Annotated in this window: 15 protein-coding genes and 1 riboswitch; of the genes, 10 read left to right on the top strand and 5 right to left on the bottom strand. The window is 60.8% G+C overall.

Annotated elements, in window-relative coordinates; translation table 11 throughout:
• Positions 1 to 244 precede the first annotated feature (244 nt).
• The gene (locus ACA027_RS16025) at positions 245 to 823 is read right to left on the bottom strand and encodes a Fur family transcriptional regulator (RefSeq protein WP_370679196.1); all 579 of its coding nucleotides are present in this window, start codon (positions 821 to 823) and stop codon (positions 245 to 247) included.
• Between the two features lie 161 nt (positions 824 to 984).
• Positions 985 to 1,929 (bottom strand): cytochrome-c peroxidase, encoded by a 945-nt coding sequence (locus ACA027_RS16020; protein WP_370682605.1) that lies wholly within the window; start codon positions 1,927 to 1,929, stop codon positions 985 to 987.
• Positions 1,930 to 2,358: 429 nt separating this feature from the next.
• Here ACA027_RS16020 and ACA027_RS16015 point away from each other — a divergent pair, with 429 nt between their 5' ends.
• From ACA027_RS16015 to ACA027_RS15970, 10 genes are all read left to right on the top strand, one after another.
• Positions 2,359 to 4,005 carry an acyl-CoA synthetase gene (locus ACA027_RS16015; RefSeq protein WP_370679195.1) on the top strand — a complete coding sequence of 549 codons (1,647 nt, stop codon included), beginning with the start codon at positions 2,359 to 2,361 and terminating at the stop codon, positions 4,003 to 4,005.
• Between the two features lie 232 nt (positions 4,006 to 4,237).
• Positions 4,238 to 4,358: riboswitch (TPP riboswitch) on the top strand.
• Between the two features lie 306 nt (positions 4,359 to 4,664).
• Complete coding sequence (thiC, locus tag ACA027_RS16010) at positions 4,665 to 6,599, top strand: phosphomethylpyrimidine synthase ThiC (protein ID WP_370679194.1); 1,935 nt, start codon at positions 4,665 to 4,667, stop codon at positions 6,597 to 6,599.
• Between the two features lie 400 nt (positions 6,600 to 6,999).
• A complete protein-coding gene (locus tag ACA027_RS16005; RefSeq protein WP_370679193.1) occupies positions 7,000 to 7,887 on the top strand; it encodes a nitrilase family protein in 888 nt (295 codons plus the stop codon).
• A gap of 48 nt (positions 7,888 to 7,935) precedes the next feature.
• Positions 7,936 to 9,099 carry a substrate-binding protein gene (locus ACA027_RS16000; RefSeq protein ID WP_370679192.1) on the top strand — a complete coding sequence of 388 codons (1,164 nt, stop codon included), beginning with the start codon at positions 7,936 to 7,938 and terminating at the stop codon, positions 9,097 to 9,099.
• A gap of 62 nt (positions 9,100 to 9,161) precedes the next feature.
• Positions 9,162 to 9,995, top strand: coding sequence for a branched-chain amino acid ABC transporter permease (locus tag ACA027_RS15995; RefSeq protein ID WP_370679191.1), 834 nt, complete (start codon positions 9,162 to 9,164; stop codon positions 9,993 to 9,995).
• The gene (locus tag ACA027_RS15990; protein ID WP_370679190.1) at positions 9,988 to 11,799 is read left to right on the top strand and encodes an ATP-binding cassette domain-containing protein; all 1,812 of its coding nucleotides are present in this window, start codon (positions 9,988 to 9,990) and stop codon (positions 11,797 to 11,799) included. The genes ACA027_RS15995 and ACA027_RS15990 overlap by 8 nt, the downstream gene beginning before the upstream one ends.
• A complete protein-coding gene (locus ACA027_RS15985; protein ID WP_370679189.1) occupies positions 11,796 to 12,503 on the top strand; it encodes an ABC transporter ATP-binding protein in 708 nt (235 codons plus the stop codon). Before ACA027_RS15990 ends, ACA027_RS15985 begins: the two co-directional genes overlap by 4 nt.
• Before the next feature lie 55 nt (positions 12,504 to 12,558).
• Positions 12,559 to 13,494, top strand: coding sequence for an asparaginase (locus ACA027_RS15980; protein ID WP_370679188.1), 936 nt, complete (start codon positions 12,559 to 12,561; stop codon positions 13,492 to 13,494).
• 3 nt (positions 13,495 to 13,497) lie between these two features.
• Positions 13,498 to 14,640 carry a transporter substrate-binding domain-containing protein gene (locus tag ACA027_RS15975; RefSeq protein ID WP_370679187.1) on the top strand — a complete coding sequence of 381 codons (1,143 nt, stop codon included), beginning with the start codon at positions 13,498 to 13,500 and terminating at the stop codon, positions 14,638 to 14,640.
• Positions 14,641 to 14,645: 5 nt separating this feature from the next.
• Positions 14,646 to 15,269 (top strand): ANTAR domain-containing response regulator, encoded by a 624-nt coding sequence (locus ACA027_RS15970; protein WP_370679186.1) that lies wholly within the window; start codon positions 14,646 to 14,648, stop codon positions 15,267 to 15,269.
• Positions 15,270 to 15,316: 47 nt separating this feature from the next.
• Here the strand turns inward: ACA027_RS15970 and ACA027_RS15965 are convergent, their stop codons facing one another.
• The 3 genes from ACA027_RS15965 to ACA027_RS15955 form a co-directional block, all read right to left on the bottom strand.
• Positions 15,317 to 15,664 carry a GNAT family N-acetyltransferase gene (locus tag ACA027_RS15965; protein WP_370679185.1) on the bottom strand — a complete coding sequence of 116 codons (348 nt, stop codon included), beginning with the start codon at positions 15,662 to 15,664 and terminating at the stop codon, positions 15,317 to 15,319.
• A gap of 313 nt (positions 15,665 to 15,977) precedes the next feature.
• Positions 15,978 to 16,967: an alpha/beta hydrolase family protein gene (locus ACA027_RS15960; protein WP_370679184.1), complete on the bottom strand. Its 990-nt coding sequence runs from the start codon at positions 16,965 to 16,967 to the stop codon at positions 15,978 to 15,980.
• A 112-nt stretch (positions 16,968 to 17,079) separates the two neighbouring features.
• Positions 17,080 to 17,529 carry a hypothetical protein gene (locus ACA027_RS15955; protein WP_370679183.1) on the bottom strand — a complete coding sequence of 150 codons (450 nt, stop codon included), beginning with the start codon at positions 17,527 to 17,529 and terminating at the stop codon, positions 17,080 to 17,082.
• Between the last annotated feature and the right edge of the window lie 21 nt (positions 17,530 to 17,550).

Below are 17,550 nucleotides of genomic sequence, written 5' to 3'. Positions count from 1 at the left end.
GGATATTTGTGATTTCTGTGGCCCGATGGTGTGCACTGAAAGGCGTGAAAAAATCAGCACTTCCATGGGGGTAATTGGAGAATTCTTCGGACGATGCTGTCCGATTGGCCGGGTGGAATGGGGTGCAGCGGGGCGTGGCAGGGCAGAGTGACGCGCATGCGGCGGCCTTGCCGTGGCCCGCAGGATGTGGGCCGGTGGACGGGCTGCAGAGGGAGCGCGGGGCTGGTGAAGGGCGAGCGGGCGGTCAGCCGGCGCGCCGGGGCGCTGGCGCCGATGTGGCAGCAGGTGCAGGCGTTGCGGAGGTCGTGCGGCGCACGCGCACCACCAGGTCGATGCCGGCGATTTCCAGCCCGGATGCCATGGCGGGCAGGGCATCCCAGCGGATGCAATCGGGTGGCAGGTCCATCACCTCGCCCGTTTCTTCGACCAGCAGATGGGGGTGGGCATCGGTGCGCGAGTCATAGACCTGGTGCTCCAGCCCCAGGGGCAGGGCGCGCAGCAGGCCGTGCTGCACCAGCAGGGGCAGGGTGCTGTAGACGGTGGCGCGCGACAGGGCCGGGTAATGCGTTCGGGCGGCCTGCAGCACCTGGTCGGCATGCATATGGGTGGGCTGGCGCAGCAGCACCCGGGCAATGGCCAGGCGCTGGCGTGTGGGCTGCAGCCCCGCCCGTTGCAGGCGCTGGGCCAGTTGGACATCGCCCTCGTGCGCCTGTGGCAGTTGCGGCACGGCGCAGCTTCGCAGGCTCGGCGCGGCCGCCGGCGCAGTCGAGGGCGCGGCGTCTCGGGGACGGCTGGGGCGGCGGGCAGGTGTGCGCTGGAGCATGGGAGCGGGGGGAGTTCGTGCACAGGCACGAAAGCGATAAATGGCTATTGTGAATAAAAAACGCGCACCCGGCAAAGCCTGGCGCGCGCGAGGGAGATAGCCCGGGGTGGCGGGCCACTCAGAAAGACCAGCAAGGCGCGCCGGTGCGGCGCGCCTGCGGCTTACTTCTTCTTGTCGAAAGGCGTGGGACGTGGGGTGCTGTCGCTGGAAGGCGGCAGGATGGGCATGACCATCTGGGGTTGGTCGCCGGTCAGGGTCTTCAGGAAGGCCACGATCTTGGCGTTTTCATCCTTGCTGAAATTCTTGCCCAGCTGGATGCGGCCCATGGTGTCCACGGCCTGGCTCAGGGTGTCGGCGGCGCCGTCGTGGAAGTAGGGATAGGTCAGCTCCACGTTGCGCAGGGTCGGCACCTTGAAGTTGAAGCGCTCGGCGTCATTGCCGGTCACGGCAGAGCGGCCTTCTGCGGGGTTGCTGGTCTTGTAGGGCTCGACCAGACCCATGCGCTGGAAGGAGTTGCCGCCCACGGCTTCGCCGTTGTGGCAGGCCACGCAACCGCTGTCGCGGAACAGCTTGTAGCCTTCGAGCTCGTCCTTGCTCAAGGCCTTCTGGTCGCCCTTGAGCCATTTGTCAAAGCGCGCATTGGGCGTGACCAGGGTTTCCTCAAAGGCGGCAATGGCATCGGTCACCTGGTCGATGTCGATCTTGTCCTTCTTGAACACCTGCTTGAACTCGACCTTGTAGCCAGGGATGGAGCTCAGCATGTCCACGGCCAGCTCGTGGGTGAAGGCCATTTCCATGGGGTTGGCAATGGGGCCGCCGGCCTGCTCTTTCAGCGTGCCGGCACGGCCGTCCCAGAACTGGGCCACGTTCATGCTGGAGTTCAGCACCGTGGGCGAGTTGATCGGGCCCTCGGTCCAGTTGTGGCCGATGGAGGTCTTGATGTTGTCGCTGCCGCCCATGGAGAGGTTGTGGCAGCTGTTGCAGGAGATGAAGCCGGACTTGGACAGGCGGGGGTCAAACCACAGCTTCTTGCCCAGCTCCACCATGGCCGGGTTCTTGATCACGGCAGGGGTGACGGGGGAGATGGGTTCGTTGTCGGGCTTCATGGCCCAGCTGTAGGCGCTGGCCAGACCGGCAACGAGCATGGCGGCGGCAACGAGGGGGCGGAAGGTATTTTGCATTGTGTGGTTCCAGACGCTTGTGTAGAGGAATCGCGGTGCGGGGCCTTGGCGCCGCACCCACCACCACCCGGTGCGCTGGCAACGGGGGCTGCCAGCCCTGGGCATTGGACGGGGCCGACTCCTGCAGCATGGCTGCTGCTGAAATTGGACTCAGTCCAGATGGTGTAGGTATTGCACCTGAGAGCCGGATGCGTGGTATTGCGCGGCATCAAAGGCGCGGCATCCAAAGTGCGTGTCGGCGCTGCAGCATCGAAAGCACTGCGGCGCAATAGGCGAGGGTTGTCAGGGGCTGTAAGCCTGTGTTGTGCAGTTGCAGCAAAATGAGTACAAAACTTGACTCGAGAGACACTTTTTATGAGCAGCCCCTACAACGACCACCTGGATCGCAACGCGGCCAACTTCGCCGCTTTGAGCCCGCTGAACTTCATCGAGCGCACCGCCACCATCTACCCGGATCGCCTGGCCATCGTGCATGGCGCGCTGCGCCAGAGCTGGGGCCAGACCTATGCGCGCTGCCGCCAACTGGCCAGCAGCCTGCGGCAAATCGGCATTGGCAAGAACGACACCGTGGCCGTGATCCTGCCCAACACCCCGCCCATGGTGGAGGCCCACTTCGGTGTGCCCATGGCAGGGGCCGTGCTCAACACGCTCAACACCCGCCTGGATGCCGAAACCCTGGCCTTTATGCTGGACCATGGCGAGGCCAAGGCCTTGATCGTGGACCCCGAGTTTGCCGGCCTGATCGCCAAGGCCTTGCCGCTGCGCAAGTCCACGGCGCCGCTGACCATCATCCGCGTGGAAGATGCGCTGTATGGCGAGCCCGCCGTGCAACTGGGCGAGGTGACGTATGAAGACTTTGTGGCCCGTGGCGATGTCGACTTTGCCTGGGAGCTGCCCGAGAACGAGTGGGACGCGATTGCGCTGAACTACACCAGCGGCACCACCGGCAATCCCAAGGGCGTGGTCTACCACCACCGCGGCGCCCAGATCAACGCCATCAGCAATGTGCTGGAATGGGACATGCCCAAGCACGCGGTCTATCTGTGGACGCTGCCCATGTTCCACTGCAATGGCTGGTGCTTCCCCTGGACCGTGGCCGCACGCGCCGGCGTGAACGTCTGCCTGCGTCGCGTCGATCCGCAAAGCATTTTTGACGCCATACGCGACCACGGCGTCACCCACTACTGCGGCGCGCCCATTGTGCAATCGCTGCTGGTGAACGCGCCTGCGGCGATGAAGGAGGGCGTGCCCGCCGGCGTCAAGGCCATGGTGGCCGGCGCTGCGCCCCCGGCCTCGATGATCGAGGGCATGGAGGCCATGGGCTTTGATCTGACCCATGTCTACGGCCTGACCGAAACCTATGGCCCCGCCACCGTCTGCGCCAAGCATGCGGCCTGGGACGCGCTCGACATTGGCGAACGCGCCCGCTTGAACGCCCGCCAGGGCGTGCGCTACCATCTGCAGCGTTCGGCCGAGGTGCTGGACCCCGAAACCATGCAGCCCGTGCCCCAGGATGGCGAGACCATGGGTGAAATCATGTTCCGCGGCAACATCGCCATGAAGGGCTATTTAAAGAACCCACAGGCCACCGACGAGGCCTTCCGTGGCGGCTGGTTCCACAGCGGCGACCTGGCCGTGCAGTACCCCGACGGCTACATCAAGATCAAGGACCGCAGCAAGGACATCATCATCTCCGGCGGTGAGAACATCTCCTCCATCGAAGTGGAAGACGTGCTGTACCGCCACCCCGCCGTGCTGGCCGCCGCCGTGGTGGCCAAGCCCGACGAGAAGTGGGGCGAGACACCTTGCGCCTTCCTGGAGATCAAGGCCGGCGCCGTGGTGACCGAGGCCGACATCATTGCCCACTGCAAGCAGCACCTGGCCGGCTACAAGGTGCCCCGCGTCATCATCTTTGGTGAGCTGCCCAAGACCAGCACCGGCAAGATCCAGAAGTTCGAGTTGCGCAAGCAGGCGGGATCTGCATCGGCGATTGCGGTGTGATGTGTTGATGCTCTGAATTTCAGAGCTAGAAGCGCTTGTGCCTGATGGGTATGAGCGCTTTTTTGTTTGATGCTTTGTGCTTGCAATTGCTGGCCGGGGCGAGACCCGGCCAGCAGCCCATCGCAAAGGAAAGCTGCAGTTGTGCCGTCAAAGGACTCCGGCATCGACCACATATAAACCCATCATCACCCACGGCATGTGACCATGCCGACCTCCCTCTTGTCCTATACTGCCCTCTGCTCCGGGGTGTGCGAAAGCGCTGAGATGTGAGCAGCCATTGAAAAATGGCTGCAAACGAACCCGACGAACTTGATCCGGTTCATGCCGGCGGAAGAAGAGCGGGACCCTGAAGCAGGGCGCAAGGAAGAGAGGCAAAGTGGGTTTTGAGAAACCGCTGCACATGCCCCCAATCCGCGCTGCCTTGCCCACCCCAGGCGCCTCGCGCACTGGGGTTTTGTCTTTTATGGGCTGACCTTGGGGCGTGTCGGCCATGGCTGTCATCTTGTATGGCAGAGGAAAAGCGCAGCACAGATGGCTCTGCTGCAGCGCTTGACCCAGGTGGAGGTGTGCAATGGCAAACAGCCCATGGCATGCCGAATCAGAGCGGTCCAGCACTCCACGGAGCGTTGATGCATTTCCACCGCTTTGAGGAGACCGCGATGAACGCCCCTGATTCCATCTTCACCCCCGCCGCTGGCAATGCGCCGGACGCCACCCGTTTTGCCGAGCTGCTGGCCCAGTCGCGCCAGCCGTTTCCGGCCTCTACCAAGAGCTATCTGCAGGGCCAGGTGCACCCAGAGCTGCGCGTGCCGGTGCGCGATATTGCGCTCACCAATGGCGAGCAGGTCAGCGTCTACGACACCTCCGGCCCCTATACCGATCCGGCCGTGAACATCGATGTACGCCAGGGCCTGCTCAGCGTGCGCGGTGCCTGGATCGAGGCGCGTGGTGACAGCGAGCTCTATGTGGGCCGCCAGCGTGTGGCCCTGGACGACGGCGGCAAGCGCGGCGAGGAAGACCTGCGCGTGGCCCAGTTGCGTGCCGAGGCCGCAGCCCTGCAACGCCAGCCGCGCCGCGCCAAGAGCGGCCAGAATGTGACGCAGATGCACTACGCCAAGCGCGGCATCATCACGCCGGAAATGGAATATGTGGCCCTGCGTGAAAACGGCCGCCGCGAGTGGATGGCCGAGTACATGCAGGATGCGGCCCGCGAAGCTCGCCTGGCCGGCAACAGCCTGGGCGCCGCCATTCCCAAGATCATCACCCCCGAATTCGTGCGCGACGAGGTGGCCAGAGGCCGCGCCATCATCCCGGCCAATATCAACCACCCTGAAATCGAGCCCATGGCCATTGGCCGCAATTTCAAGGTCAAGATCAACGCCAACATCGGCAACTCGGCCGTCACCTCCAGCATCGAAGAAGAGGTGGAAAAACTGGTCTGGGCCATTCGCTGGGGTGCGGACAACGTCATGGACCTGTCCACCGGCAAAAACATCCACACCACGCGCGACTGGATTGTCCGCAACTCGCCCGTGCCCATTGGCACCGTGCCCATCTACCAGGCACTGGAAAAAGTGGGCGGCATTGCCGAAGACCTGACCTGGCCCATCTTCCGTGACACGCTGATCGAGCAGGCCGAGCAGGGCGTGGACTACTTCACCATCCACGCCGGCGTGCGCCTGGCCTATATCCACCTCACGGCCCAGCGCCGCACCGGCATCGTCTCGCGCGGTGGCTCCATTATGGCCAAGTGGTGCATGGCCCACCATCGCGAGAGCTTCCTCTACGAGCATTTCGAAGACATCTGCGACATCATGAAGGCGTATGACGTGAGCTTCTCGCTGGGCGATGGCCTGCGCCCCGGCTGTGCCTCCGACGCCAACGACGAAGCCCAGTTTGCCGAGCTCAAGACCTTGGGCGAGCTGACGCAAACCGCCTGGAAGCACGATGTGCAGACCATGATCGAAGGCCCCGGCCATGTGCCCATGCACATGATCCAGGCCAATATGACCGAGCAGCTCAAGCACTGCCACGAGGCCCCGTTCTACACCCTGGGCCCGCTGACCATCGACATCGCCCCCGGCTACGACCACATTGCCTCCGCCATCGGCGCTGCCATGATCGGCTGGTTTGGCACGGCCATGCTGTGCTACGTCACGCCCAAGGAACACCTGGGCCTGCCCGACCGTGACGACGTCAAGCAAGGCATCATCGCCTACAAGATCGCCGCCCACGCCGCCGACGTCGCCAAGGGCCACCCCGGTGCCCGCTCGCGCGACGATGCATTGAGCCAGGCACGCTTCGACTTCCGTTGGCAGGACCAGTTCAACCTGGGCCTGGACCCGGACACCGCACAGGCCTACCACGACGAAACCCTGCCCAAGGACAGTGCCAAGGTGGCCCATTTCTGCAGCATGTGCGGCCCCAAGTTCTGCTCCATGAAGATCACCCAGGAGGTGCGCGAATTCGCCAAACAGCAGGGCGTGGCCGAGGAGCAAGGCATTGCCGTGGGCATGCAGGCCAAGGCGGAGGAGTTCAACAAGGCGGGTGGGGATTTCTACATTCCCATCGCCTCGGATACGACGGCGCGGTGAGGGCTGCTTTTGAGTGAATAAGGGCTGTAGCGCTTGTGTAGTGGGCGCTGGCAGCTATCAAAGAGAAAGCGCAGACGGGGTCTGCGCTTTTTGTTTGTGGGGTGTTGCTGCGAAGGAGTGGCTCATCTCCCTGCGCGAAGCAGCGCATTCTGAAGAATGCGCTCTTGCCGAAGAGCATTGCCCAGTGCCGCGTCACGGATGCTGAAAAGATGTCGGCGTGCGCTTGTCGCGTCCAAGGGTAATTACCTGAAATGAGGCGCCCGTAAATCAGACAGAATCCGTCCAGCTGCAGGAACTCATGTTCTTCTAGCCACAGCAATATTGCTGTTACATACCGGCTATGAAAGCCCCTGATATGCGCGTTGAGCGTAGTCAGGGGCTTTTTGTTTTTGGAGATTGCATGTCTGTATTGCCTGGCTCTTCCGCATTTCCGTCAGTCACTCTGGCAAGTGTGCAAATGGCCCCCCGTATTGGTGACAAAAAAGGGAACATCGCCCGCTCTGTCGAGCTGATTGAGCAGGCTGCCGCTCAGGGCGCAAAACTCATTGTCTTGCCTGAACTGGCTAACACCGGCTATGTCTTTCAAAGCAGAAGCGAAGCGTTCGAGCTTGCCGAGTCCATTCCTGATGGTGAATCAACACAGGCCTGGGCCGCAGTCGCCCGTCGCTGCAATGTGTACGTGGTTGCCGGAATCGCCGAACGTGTGGAAAACCGCTTGTACAACTGCGCCGTGCTGGTGGGGCCAGAAGGCTTTATCGGCACCTATCGCAAGCTGCATCTGTGGGGTGACGAGCACCTGTATTTCGAAGCGGGCGATGCCGGGCTGCCCATCTTTCACACCGAGATTGGCCGCATCGGAATGGTCGTTTGCTATGACGGCTGGTTCCCCGAAACCTACCGCCTGCTTGCGACGTTGGGGGCCGACATTGTTGCCATGCCGACGAACTGGGTGCCGATGCCTGGGCAGCCGGACAGCACGCAGGCCATGGCAACCACGCTGGCGATGGCCAACGCGCACAGCAATGGCTTGAACATCGTCTGTGCCAACCGCGTCGGCGTGGAGCGCGATCAGCCATTCATTGGTCAAAGCCTCATCGTGGGCCCGCAAGGCTGGCCGCTGGCAGGCCCTGCATCGAACACGCAGGAAGAAATCCTCTACGCCCAAATCAACCTGAAGGCCACGCGCCAGGCACGCCAGCTCAACGCCTTCAACCATGTGCTCAGAGATCGCCGTGACGACCTCTACGACCCGATGCTGGGCACGGGCTGGCCTCTTCCCCGTCACTGATTTCCGTTGACTCGCGTTCCTCACCACGAAACATCAAAGGAGAAACCAATGAAAAGCTTCACATCCCTTTTCCGCGTTGCTGCGGTTACCGCAGCCATCCTGGGTACGCAGCAGGCCCAAGCCGCCGATTCCATCCGCATCGGCGTCGCGGTCGGTCTGTCCGGTGCCAATAGCGTCGTGGCTCCGGCCGTGGTGCAGTCCTCGCAATTGGCGGTCGAGGAAATCAACGCTGCCGGTGGCATCCTGGGCCGCAAGGTAGAGCTTGAAATCGTTGACGATGCATCCGGGGCTGTGGGTGCACAAAAAGCCTACGACACGTTGATTTTCCAGAAAAAGGTCAACGCCATCATCTCCATGGAAACCAGCGCGGCGCGCAACGCTGCGCTTCCGGTGATCAACAAGGGCCGCGTGCCCTTCATCTACTCGTCGTTTTACGAAGGGCGCTCGTGCAACAGCTGGATGTATGTGAATGGTTGGGTGCCCGAGCAGCAAGTTGCACCTATGGTGGATTACTTCTCCAAGGCCCACAACGCCAAGACCTTCTACCTCGTTGGCAACGACTACGCCTTTGGCCGCGGCATGCTGGACTTCACCAAGAAGTACATCGAACAAAAGGGCGGCAAGGTGGTGGGCGAAGACTACCTGCCCATCGATGGCAGCGACTGGACTTCGGTGGTCTCGAAAATCCGCTCGACCAAACCAGATGCCTTGATTAGCGCGACAGCAGGCGGTGCACCCAATGTGTCGCTCGCCAAGCAGATCAAGGGTGCAGGCCTTTCGCTGCCCTACGGGAACCTGTCCATTGACGAAGGCACGGCCAAAACCATGAGCGATGTGGCTGCGGGCATGTTCCTCTCCGCCTCCTATCTCACCAGCATCGCCACGCCGGAAAACAAGAAGTTTCTCGAAGCCATAAAGAAAAAATTCGGCGGCGATCTCAAAACACCGAACGAACTTTCCGAGCCGCAGTACGAAGCCTTCTATCTCTACAAGGCTGCGGTCGAAAAAGCGGGCTCCGTGGACTCAGCCAAGGTGGTCAAGGCGCTGGGCGAGGTTTCCTTCAACGGCCCGCGCGGCGTGGTGCAGATGAACAAGAGTCGCCATACGCCGCTGTCCATGCGCCTCGGACAGATTCAGACCGATGGCTCGGTCAAGATTCTGGAGACTTTCACCAATGTAGACCCCGGTGCACAGTGCCCCAATATCAAGTAAATCCCTGTGACCTGGACGCGTGCATGCAATGCGCATGCACGCGTCAATGAAAAGGAGCGTCCATGGCGCTGATTCTTGATTTGTTGACCACGGCAAGCATGCTGTTCATTGTCACCGTCGGGCTGATGATGGTGTTCGGGGTCATGAAGATCGTCAACTTCGCTCATGGTGCGCTGCTGACCTTGGGTGGCTACGCAAGCTTTGTGGTGACCAAGTTGCAGATCACTCCATGGCTGGGATGGCCGCTCGCATTTGTCGTGGGTGTGGCTGCTGGCATGCTGGTGGAATACCTGATCGTGCGACCGCTCTACAAACGCCCGCTGGATGCCATCCTCGCGACCTGGGGGCTCGGCATTGTGATTGCCCAGCTGGTGGTCATGGCTTTTGGTCGCGAGGTGCAATTTGCCGACGCGCCGCTGTCGGGCACCTGGTTGTTGTTCGGCGTGGACTATTCGGCCTACCGTTTGCTGTTGATCCCGGTAGCCATCGTGCTCTGCGCCCTGCTGGCAATGCTGCTGAACAAGACCCGCTTTGGCGTGAACACGCGTGCCGTCATCATGAACGAGGATCTGGCCAGCAGCCTTGGCATTCACTCCGGATTCGTGCGATTCGTCACCTTCAGTCTTGGCGCGGGGCTTGGCACGCTGGCCGGGGCCATGATCACGCCGCTGTCGAGTGTTGACCCCAATATGGGCCTGCCCTGGCTGGTGAGTGCCTTCATGCTGGTCATGGTTTCGGGGCATTCGATGTGGAGTCTGCTGCTCACCTGCCTTGTCTTCGGTTCTGCCCAGGTTCTGGTGAGCACCTATGCCAACCCTGTTCTCGGCGGGCTCACGATTGCCGTGCTGGCCGCCATCACATTGCGCATCCGTCCGAAAGGCTTTGCACATGGCTGACTCTCTGACTGCAACAGCGCCCTCCGGTGCAGTGCCACTGCGACGCGGCGCATCATCCAGCGCCGCCCTTATTCTGATAGCCATTGGCCTGTTCATCGTCGTGGGCGGCCCGTGGGTGTTCGACACCTATTTGCAGAACATCCTCATCAAGGCTTTTTTCTTTGCCATTGCCGCCATCACCGTCGACATTTTGTGGGGCTACGCGGGCTTTCTCACCTTCGGGCAGGCGGCCTTTTTCGGCATCGGTGCTTACAGTGCAGGGCTGGTGTTCACGCATTGGGGATTCAGCACGGCCACGATTTTCATGGCGATCGTGGCTGCCATCGTTGCTGGCGCACTGGTGGCGGCGCTTGTGGGCTGGCTGTCGTTCTATCGCGGAGCATCGCCTTTCTTTGCCACGCTCATCTCGCTGGTCTTGCCCATCGTGCTCACACAAGTGCTGCTCTCCGGCGGCACCTGGACCGGTTCCAGCTCGGGTCTCACGGGTTATGAGACTTTCGACCTTTCGATCGAAGCCTGGTACTGGATCTCGGGCGGTCTGCTGGTGCTGGCGGGTGCGCTGGGCTGGATCTTTGTGCGCAGTGACGCGGGTCAGGTGCTCTGCGCCATTCGCGATAACGAATCGCGCTGTACCTATCTGGGCATCAACACCTCGTTGGTGAAGATCTTTCTGCTGATCACCATGGCTGTTTGGGCCTCCATCGCAGGCTTCGGCTATGGCGCATTCAGCGGCGTGGTGGCTCCGGAGCTCACCGGCTTTGCGCTTGGTACAGAGCTCATCATCTGGGTGGCACTCGGCGGACGCGGAACACTTTGGGGCCCACTCGCTGGTGCTGTGCTGATCAACGTGGCAACGGCTTATCTCAGCGCCAGCATGCCGTTTGCCTGGCAGCTGATTCTGGGGGCGACCTTTATTGTCGTGATCATCCTGTTCCCGCAGGGCCTGATTCCTCTGGCACTCAAGCCACTTGGTCTTGTGCTGTCTGCGGCCATCAAACCGAAGCTGAAAGAGCGTCCGACCACAGCCGCCACACCAACGCCAGACACCTTCGCGATCCGAATGAAAGAGGTCACCAAGCGCTTTGGTTCATTGCAGGTGCTCAAGGGCATCAATCTACAAGCCAAGGCAGGAGAACTCGTTGGTTTGATCGGCCCCAACGGCGCAGGCAAGACCACCATGATGCGTTGCATGAGCGATGGCGAGGCCCGCACCTCGGGCACCGTCGAGCTGTGCGGCAACGACATCAAACGCTCCCCTCCTGAGACCTGCGTGCACTACGGTCTGGGTAGAAAATTCCAGAACGCGAACATCTTCGAGACGCTGACGGTCGCACAAAGCTTGCGCATTGCAGGCACGCAGCTGGAGCGGCCATCGTTGTTCAAACGCGATCACACACTGCGACTGCCCGCATACGCTTTGCATGTGGTGGAGATGACCACGCTGGGTGCGAAACTCGATACCGTGGCACGCGATCTCTCGCACGGTGAACAGCAAGCCTTGGAGCTGGCCATGGTGCTTGCACTCGAGCCCCGCATCGTGTTGCTGGATGAGCCCACGGCGGGTCTCACCAAAACCGAGCGCACCCAAATCGGCGAAGTACTCTCCTCGTTGGCGCACAAATACCAGCTGTGCTGCCTGCTGGTTGAGCATGATCTGGATTTCGTAGAGCAAATCGCCACGCGCATCGCCGTCCTCCACCAGGGCGCGATCGTCATGGAGGGCAGCTTCAGCGAGGTGGTGAACTCACCGCTGGTTAAGACCATCTACTCGGGCAGCGCCCACACACCATCGGAGGCGCAATGAGCGACACCATGCTGAGTCTGGATAGCGTTTCAAGCGGCTACAAGAGCTCGATGGTGCTGCGCGATCTCTCGCTCACCATCCGGCGCGGCGAAGCCGTGGCTTTGCTCGGCAAGAACGGCATGGGCAAGAGCACGCTGCTCAAGACCATCACCGGCTTTCTGCCCAAGAAAACCGGCCGCGTGCAACTGCAAGGCGAGGACATCACGCGCATGCCGCCCCACCGCATTGCTGGTAAAGGTGTGGCCTACGCAGCGCAGGAGCATGCCCTGTTTGCCGATCTGCCGATTCACGACAATCTGCGCCTGGGTCTGGCGAACGAGGCATTGTTCGAGGAGCGCTTTCCCGAAATCGAACGCCTGTTCCCGGTCTTTACCTCGCGTCTGAAGCAACTGGCCGGAACACTGTCTGGCGGTGAACAAAAAATGCTGCTGCTCGCGCGTTCATTGATGATGCGTCCGGCCATCATCGTGCTCGACGAAATCACCGAAGGTCTGCAGCCTTCGGTGATCGATCGCCTTGCCAATGCCCTGAGCTACGAGCGCGAAAAGCATGGAACGAGCATGCTCATCGTCGAACAGAACGTGCCTTTTGCGCTGCAAGTGGCCGATCGATTCGCGATTCTCAAGCAAGGCGAAATCGTTGACGAGGGCAATACCAAATCGAGCGACGCCATGGATGCCGTGTTTGACCATCTGAGGGTGTGAAAAGACCATGCCTACGCCAATTTGCCAACTGATATCTACGGGCGGCACCATCGCCATGAAGATCGATCTGGTGACCGGTGCCGTGGTGCCCGCGCTGTCGGGTGAAGATCTTGCCGCCTCGATTCCCGCGATGGCGGAGGTCGCTCAACTCGATGTTCTCAATCTCTCGAATGTGCCCTCGGACTATATGTGCCCCGAGCGCTGGATCACGCTGCAGCAAAGCGTCGAGACCGCCTTGGCGCGCGATGATGTGTGCGGCGTGGTGATCTCGCATGGCACCGACACGCTGGAGGAAACGGCCTGGTTTCTCGACCTCACCGTTCGCGCATCCAAGCCGGTGGTATTGACGGGCGCGCAGCGCAATGCGTCGTCACCGGACTTCGATGGCCCGCGCAATCTGCTCCATGCTGTGCGGGTCTGCATCGATCCACGCAGCCCAGGCATGGGAGCGATGATCGTGATGAACAACCAGATCAACAGCGCGCGTGAAGCAACCAAGTCGCATACCAGCGATGTCGAGTCGTTCAAGTCCGGTGACTTCGGTTTTCTGGGCATTGTGGATGAAGACCGCGTGGTGTTCTCACGCAAAAGCACACGGCGTCAGCACATTGCGCTGGAGTGTGCAGTGCTTCCCCGCGTCGAGATCATTCCCATGTTTGCCGGTGCTTCCGGCGATATGGTGCGTGCGGCGGCGGCAGTCGGTGCGCGCGGCATCATCATTCAGGCCCTGGGCTTTGGCAATGTGAATGAAGCCTTGCACGATGCTGTCGCTGCGGTTATTGCAGAAGGTATTTCCGTGGTGATCTCCACGCGCGTGCCCAATGGACGGGTTGTTCCGGTCTATGGCTTCAAAGGTGGTGGCAGTACATTGAAGGCTTTGGGGGCAGTGTTTGCCGACAACCTCAGCCCCCAGAAGGCCCGTATCGTGCTGATGCTCGCACTGCAGCAATCACGCAGTGCTGCGCAATTGCAAGAGATTTTTGATTATTAGTCCATGGCGCAAGAACACACCCAGGAAGAAGGCTGGCGCATCGGCGTGCTGTACTCTCGTTCGGGCCCCACGAGCGTCACCGAATCGGAGCATTTCTTTGGCACGGCGCTGGCCATTGAGGAGATCAACCGCCAGGGCGGTGTATTGAATCGGCCGCTGATTCCCGTTGCCTATGACCCTCAATGCGACCCCACGCAGTACCGCAAGCTGGCTATGCGTCTGGTCGTGGATGACGAGGTCAATGTAATCTTTGGTTGCTCCCAATCGTCCAGTCGCAAGTCCGTGCTGCCCGTAGTTGAGCGAAACAATGCGCTGCTTTGGTATTGCTCGTTTTACGAGGGTTTTGAATATTCGCCCAATGTGATCTACACCGGGGCAGTGCCCAATCAGAACAGTGCGCCGCTGGCTGCTTACTTGCTGAAAAATCACGGCAAGAAATTCTTTCTTCTCGGGGTCGACTACATCTATCCCAGAGAAGTCAATCGCATCATGCGCGACATCGTCGAGCAGCACGGCGGCGATATTCTGGACGAGATCTATTTGCCACTTGATGCGACCACGGCCCAGATCGAATCGGTGCTCGGCATCTTGAAGGAAGCGCAACCGGAGGTGGTTTTTTCCACCATGGTGGGCAAGGCCGCACGCCAGCTCTATCAGATGTATCCGCAGTTTGGCATGGACCCCAAGCGTGTGCCCATTGCCAGCTTGTCGATGGCCGAGGAAGAGATTCGGCTCATCGGACCTGAACTGTGCGAAGGTCACATCACGTCGGCGACATACTTCTCGTCGTTGCAAAACGAACGCAATCAGAAGTTCGTGGCCTTGTGGAAAGAACGCTTTGGTGATCGTCCAACGAGTACATGGTCCGAGATGGCCTACACGCAAGTGCATTTGTTTGCCCAAGCCCTGAAAATCGCCGGCAGCATGGACCGCCGCAGACTGGTAGAGGCTGCAGCCCAAATCGAATTTGATTCACCCGAAGGAGTCATCACGATCGATCCCGACAACAATCACTGCAGCCTCACCCCTCGCATTGGCATGTGCCGCGCCGATGGGACTTTTGAGTTGCTGTGGCAGACGGACGAACCGGTCAAGCCAGACCCGTATCTCTCCACGTTCGGGTTCGCCAAATTCTGGCTGGGCTAGAGACAATGAGTTCAAGCTTACGCAGACTCTATGAAGACTTGCGCAGCATTTGCGTGGCCGTCATCCATCCGCCAGGCGAAGACCGCGACGTGCTTGTGCAGCAGCTGCAGCGCATCGGCTGCAAGCTGAAGATCACCTGGCCCATGCCGCCAGAGCCACCACGCGATTGCGATGTGATTCTCTTTCACGTGTCTCAAGACCTGGAGCATTGTGGTGACTGGAACGCAAGCACGGTGAATGCCGCGCTGGTGGCACTCTCGGACTACGAAAGCCCGACCACGCTGAAGCTCTTGCTCGACAGCATGGCACATGGTGTGATTACCAAACCGTTTCGCTCCTCCGGCATCCTGAGCACGCTGGTGCTGGCGCGTGCATCGCAAGGCTTTCAGCAACGGCTGCAGGGCAAGATCGACAAGCTCGAGAACACGATGAAGATGCGCCGCCAAATCGAGAAGGCCGTGCGTGCGTTGGTTGAGCATCAAGGCATGGACGATGTGCAAGCCTATGAGCACATGCGCGAGAAAGCCAAGAGCTTGCGAATCACGATTGCCGAAGTCGCCACCCTGCTGCTCGAAACCTATGAAAAGCTGGAGCAACTGGGGTTCTCCACCGTTTCGCGCAAAAAATGAACGTGGCTTGCCGATGGTAGCGATGGGTCTGAGTCCACTCCCAACCCTCAGCCTGCAACCGGCTCGCTCCACACCAGTTCCATCCCCTGCGCCATCAGCTCGGAGCCTTCGCGCAGCGGCTCCATGTCTCCGACAGGGCGAAAGCCATGTGCACGGTACAAGCGCATGGCAGGGGAGTCTGCGTGGGTGACCCCCAGCCGAACCAGGTGCGATCCACGGCTTTTTGCCCAGGCCAGCGCCTGCGCTAGCAGGGCATTGCCGGCGCCCAGGCCACGCGCAGCGGGGGCCACCCACATCTGGTAGATGTGGGTCACGCCGGGCTCCGCAGCAGACAGCTTGCACCAGACCAGGCCGCAGGCTTGCGCTTTGTTGAAGGCAAAAAGTGCCAGGTCCATATCGCCAGAAGTCGCTGATGTGATCTGTGTGGACCAGCTTTCATCCGTCTTTCTGGCTTCAGCCTCCCAGGTGCTGCCAAAGGCATAGGGTGCGTCTTGTAGCGCTTGCAGGCGAAGGTCTCGGTATTGGGCCCACTCGTGAGGGGCAATGGGGCGAATGGAGATCAAGAAAGTCCTCTGCAGTCAGTTGGCAGCCATTCGCTATTCTCACCCGGGCTTGTGATGGGGAGTGGCTTGGGGGCTCTAGGCCTTTGTTTTCCCTTGGCTGAATCTGCCTGCTTTATGCCTTATGTCTTATGCCTCGTGGCCCGCTTCAATGTGCGCCCAACGTCTTGCGGAAAAAGTCCACTATCGCTGCGTTGAAGCGCGCATGAAATGCCACCCTGTCGAAGCCAGTGGCACTGGCGCAAATGTCGGGCGAGTGCGCGGCCTGTGCTTGGTCGCATGGCGCCATAAAGTCGAAATGTCCTGCGCGGGGAACGACGTGATAGTCCGGCGCTTGCGGCAGTGCGAGCCGCACCGCTTCGGCATAGCGTGGATGCGGAAGCAGGACGTCATTTTCGGCGCGCCACAGCTGTACCGGCACTTTGACCTTGCGCAGCCCATCCGGCGCAAAGACAAAGCCTAGCGCTGGCGCCGCCACTACTGCGGCCTTGATGCGGGCATCTGCCGTGGAGGAGGAAGGGGGTAGCACGATGGGTTGCTTGTTCTTGGCCAGCAGTTGGCAGGCAAAGTCACCGGGGTGTTGACGGCAGACGGCATCGGTCTTGGAAAAATCGGGCACCCCACCGATGCTCACCAGCGCGGTAAAGCCGCCTGCGGAGAAACCAAACATACCGATGCGCTCCGGGTTGATGGCGGCGCGGCCATTCCAGCTGCTCAGCATATGGTCAATCACCCGGCTGATTTGCAGGGGCCGGTCCATGATGTTGACGCTGCGGCTTTGGTCGGCATAGTTGTCGCCTGCATGTGTGACGGCCGCCACCACAAAGCCGGCGTCGGCCAGCGCCGTCGCCATCGCCGTATTGGAATGACCCAGGAAGGAGCCACCGCTCCCGTGAGAGATCACCACCAGCGACAAGGCCTTGCCTTGTACCGGGCCATTGACCGCAACCTGCAGGGTCTTCGATCCAACTGGGGTGGACTGGACAGCTGCGGGGCTTGGATACCAGATGCCGATTTCCAGTGGCTTGCCCTCAGCGTTGGCAGCCAGCCCACGCTGAAATCCGGCAGCCTGGGCCGCAGCGCCCGCGAGCGCCAGGACTGTGGCCATGCAGAACCGTTTGACGTTGAGCGTTTTCATCAACAGGGCTCCGGTTGGAAGAACCCCGCTATTTTGCGCTTTGGATGGAAATTGGCGATAGAAGCCAACTTGCAAGCTCTTTGCCCGAGCTGCTAGCGCCCGCAGTCACGCATCACACCATGTACTGCGGCCTGCCAGCCGCCACCCAGGCCTGGTAGCGGGCATCGACCATGGGCGCGACTTTGTGGAAATGTGCCCAGCTATCCGCCACGCCATACATGCTCTGCTCGTTGACACCAAAGGCCGCGAAGTAGTCGTCCACGAATTTGCTGTCGTGGTCCTCGCCCCGGTAATAGGCCAGGGTAAAGGCATTGCCTTCGTCGGTCAGTTCCTGGTCGGTGAATTTCTCGTCCAACACGCGCAGCAAAAACTGGGCGCCGGTCAGTTCCTCGTTTTGCAGCTGTTCGATTTCTTCCTCCGCTTCCTCGGCCAGCTCCTCGCTGGCGTAGCCTTTGCGCAGCAGCCAAGCCAGAAACATGCCGATGTGGGTGGCGCCTGCGGCCTCGGGGAGGTCGGAGGGGAAGTCTCCACCGTAGTGCCAGGACGCATCGTCGTATTTCATCGTTTCTCCATGGAGTGGTGT

This window comes from Comamonas sp. GB3 AK4-5 (assembly GCF_041320665.1).
GTDB lineage: Bacteria > Pseudomonadota > Gammaproteobacteria > Burkholderiales > Burkholderiaceae_C > Comamonas.
Note: the sequence above shows the minus strand (reverse complement) of the source record. Positions and strands in the feature narration are given on the sequence as shown.

Excerpts from the sequence above, each read along its gene's own strand:
- ACA027_RS16020 (WP_370682605.1), bottom strand. The coding sequence starts at position 1,929 with ATGAAGCCCGACAACGAACCCATCTCCCCCGTCACCCCTGCCGTGATC.
- ACA027_RS15990 (WP_370679190.1), top strand. The coding sequence starts at position 9,988 with ATGGCTGACTCTCTGACTGCAACAGCGCCCTCCGGTGCAGTGCCACTG.
- ACA027_RS15980 (WP_370679188.1), top strand. The coding sequence starts at position 12,559 with ATGAAGATCGATCTGGTGACCGGTGCCGTGGTGCCCGCGCTGTCGGGT.
- ACA027_RS15955 (WP_370679183.1), bottom strand. The coding sequence starts at position 17,529 with ATGAAATACGACGATGCGTCCTGGCACTACGGTGGAGACTTCCCCTCC.
- ACA027_RS16005 (WP_370679193.1), top strand. The coding sequence starts at position 7,000 with ATGTCTGTATTGCCTGGCTCTTCCGCATTTCCGTCAGTCACTCTGGCA.
- ACA027_RS15960 (WP_370679184.1), bottom strand. The coding sequence starts at position 16,967 with ATGAAAACGCTCAACGTCAAACGGTTCTGCATGGCCACAGTCCTGGCG.
- ACA027_RS15975 (WP_370679187.1), top strand. The coding sequence starts at position 13,498 with ATGGCGCAAGAACACACCCAGGAAGAAGGCTGGCGCATCGGCGTGCTG.
- ACA027_RS16000 (WP_370679192.1), top strand. The coding sequence starts at position 7,936 with ATGAAAAGCTTCACATCCCTTTTCCGCGTTGCTGCGGTTACCGCAGCC.
- ACA027_RS15970 (WP_370679186.1), top strand. The coding sequence starts at position 14,646 with ATGAGTTCAAGCTTACGCAGACTCTATGAAGACTTGCGCAGCATTTGC.
- ACA027_RS15995 (WP_370679191.1), top strand. The coding sequence starts at position 9,162 with ATGGCGCTGATTCTTGATTTGTTGACCACGGCAAGCATGCTGTTCATT.
- ACA027_RS15985 (WP_370679189.1), top strand. The coding sequence starts at position 11,796 with ATGAGCGACACCATGCTGAGTCTGGATAGCGTTTCAAGCGGCTACAAG.
- ACA027_RS16015 (WP_370679195.1), top strand. The coding sequence starts at position 2,359 with ATGAGCAGCCCCTACAACGACCACCTGGATCGCAACGCGGCCAACTTC.
- thiC (WP_370679194.1), top strand. The coding sequence starts at position 4,665 with ATGAACGCCCCTGATTCCATCTTCACCCCCGCCGCTGGCAATGCGCCG.
- ACA027_RS16025 (WP_370679196.1), bottom strand. The coding sequence starts at position 823 with ATGCTCCAGCGCACACCTGCCCGCCGCCCCAGCCGTCCCCGAGACGCC.
- ACA027_RS15965 (WP_370679185.1), bottom strand. The coding sequence starts at position 15,664 with ATGGACCTGGCACTTTTTGCCTTCAACAAAGCGCAAGCCTGCGGCCTG.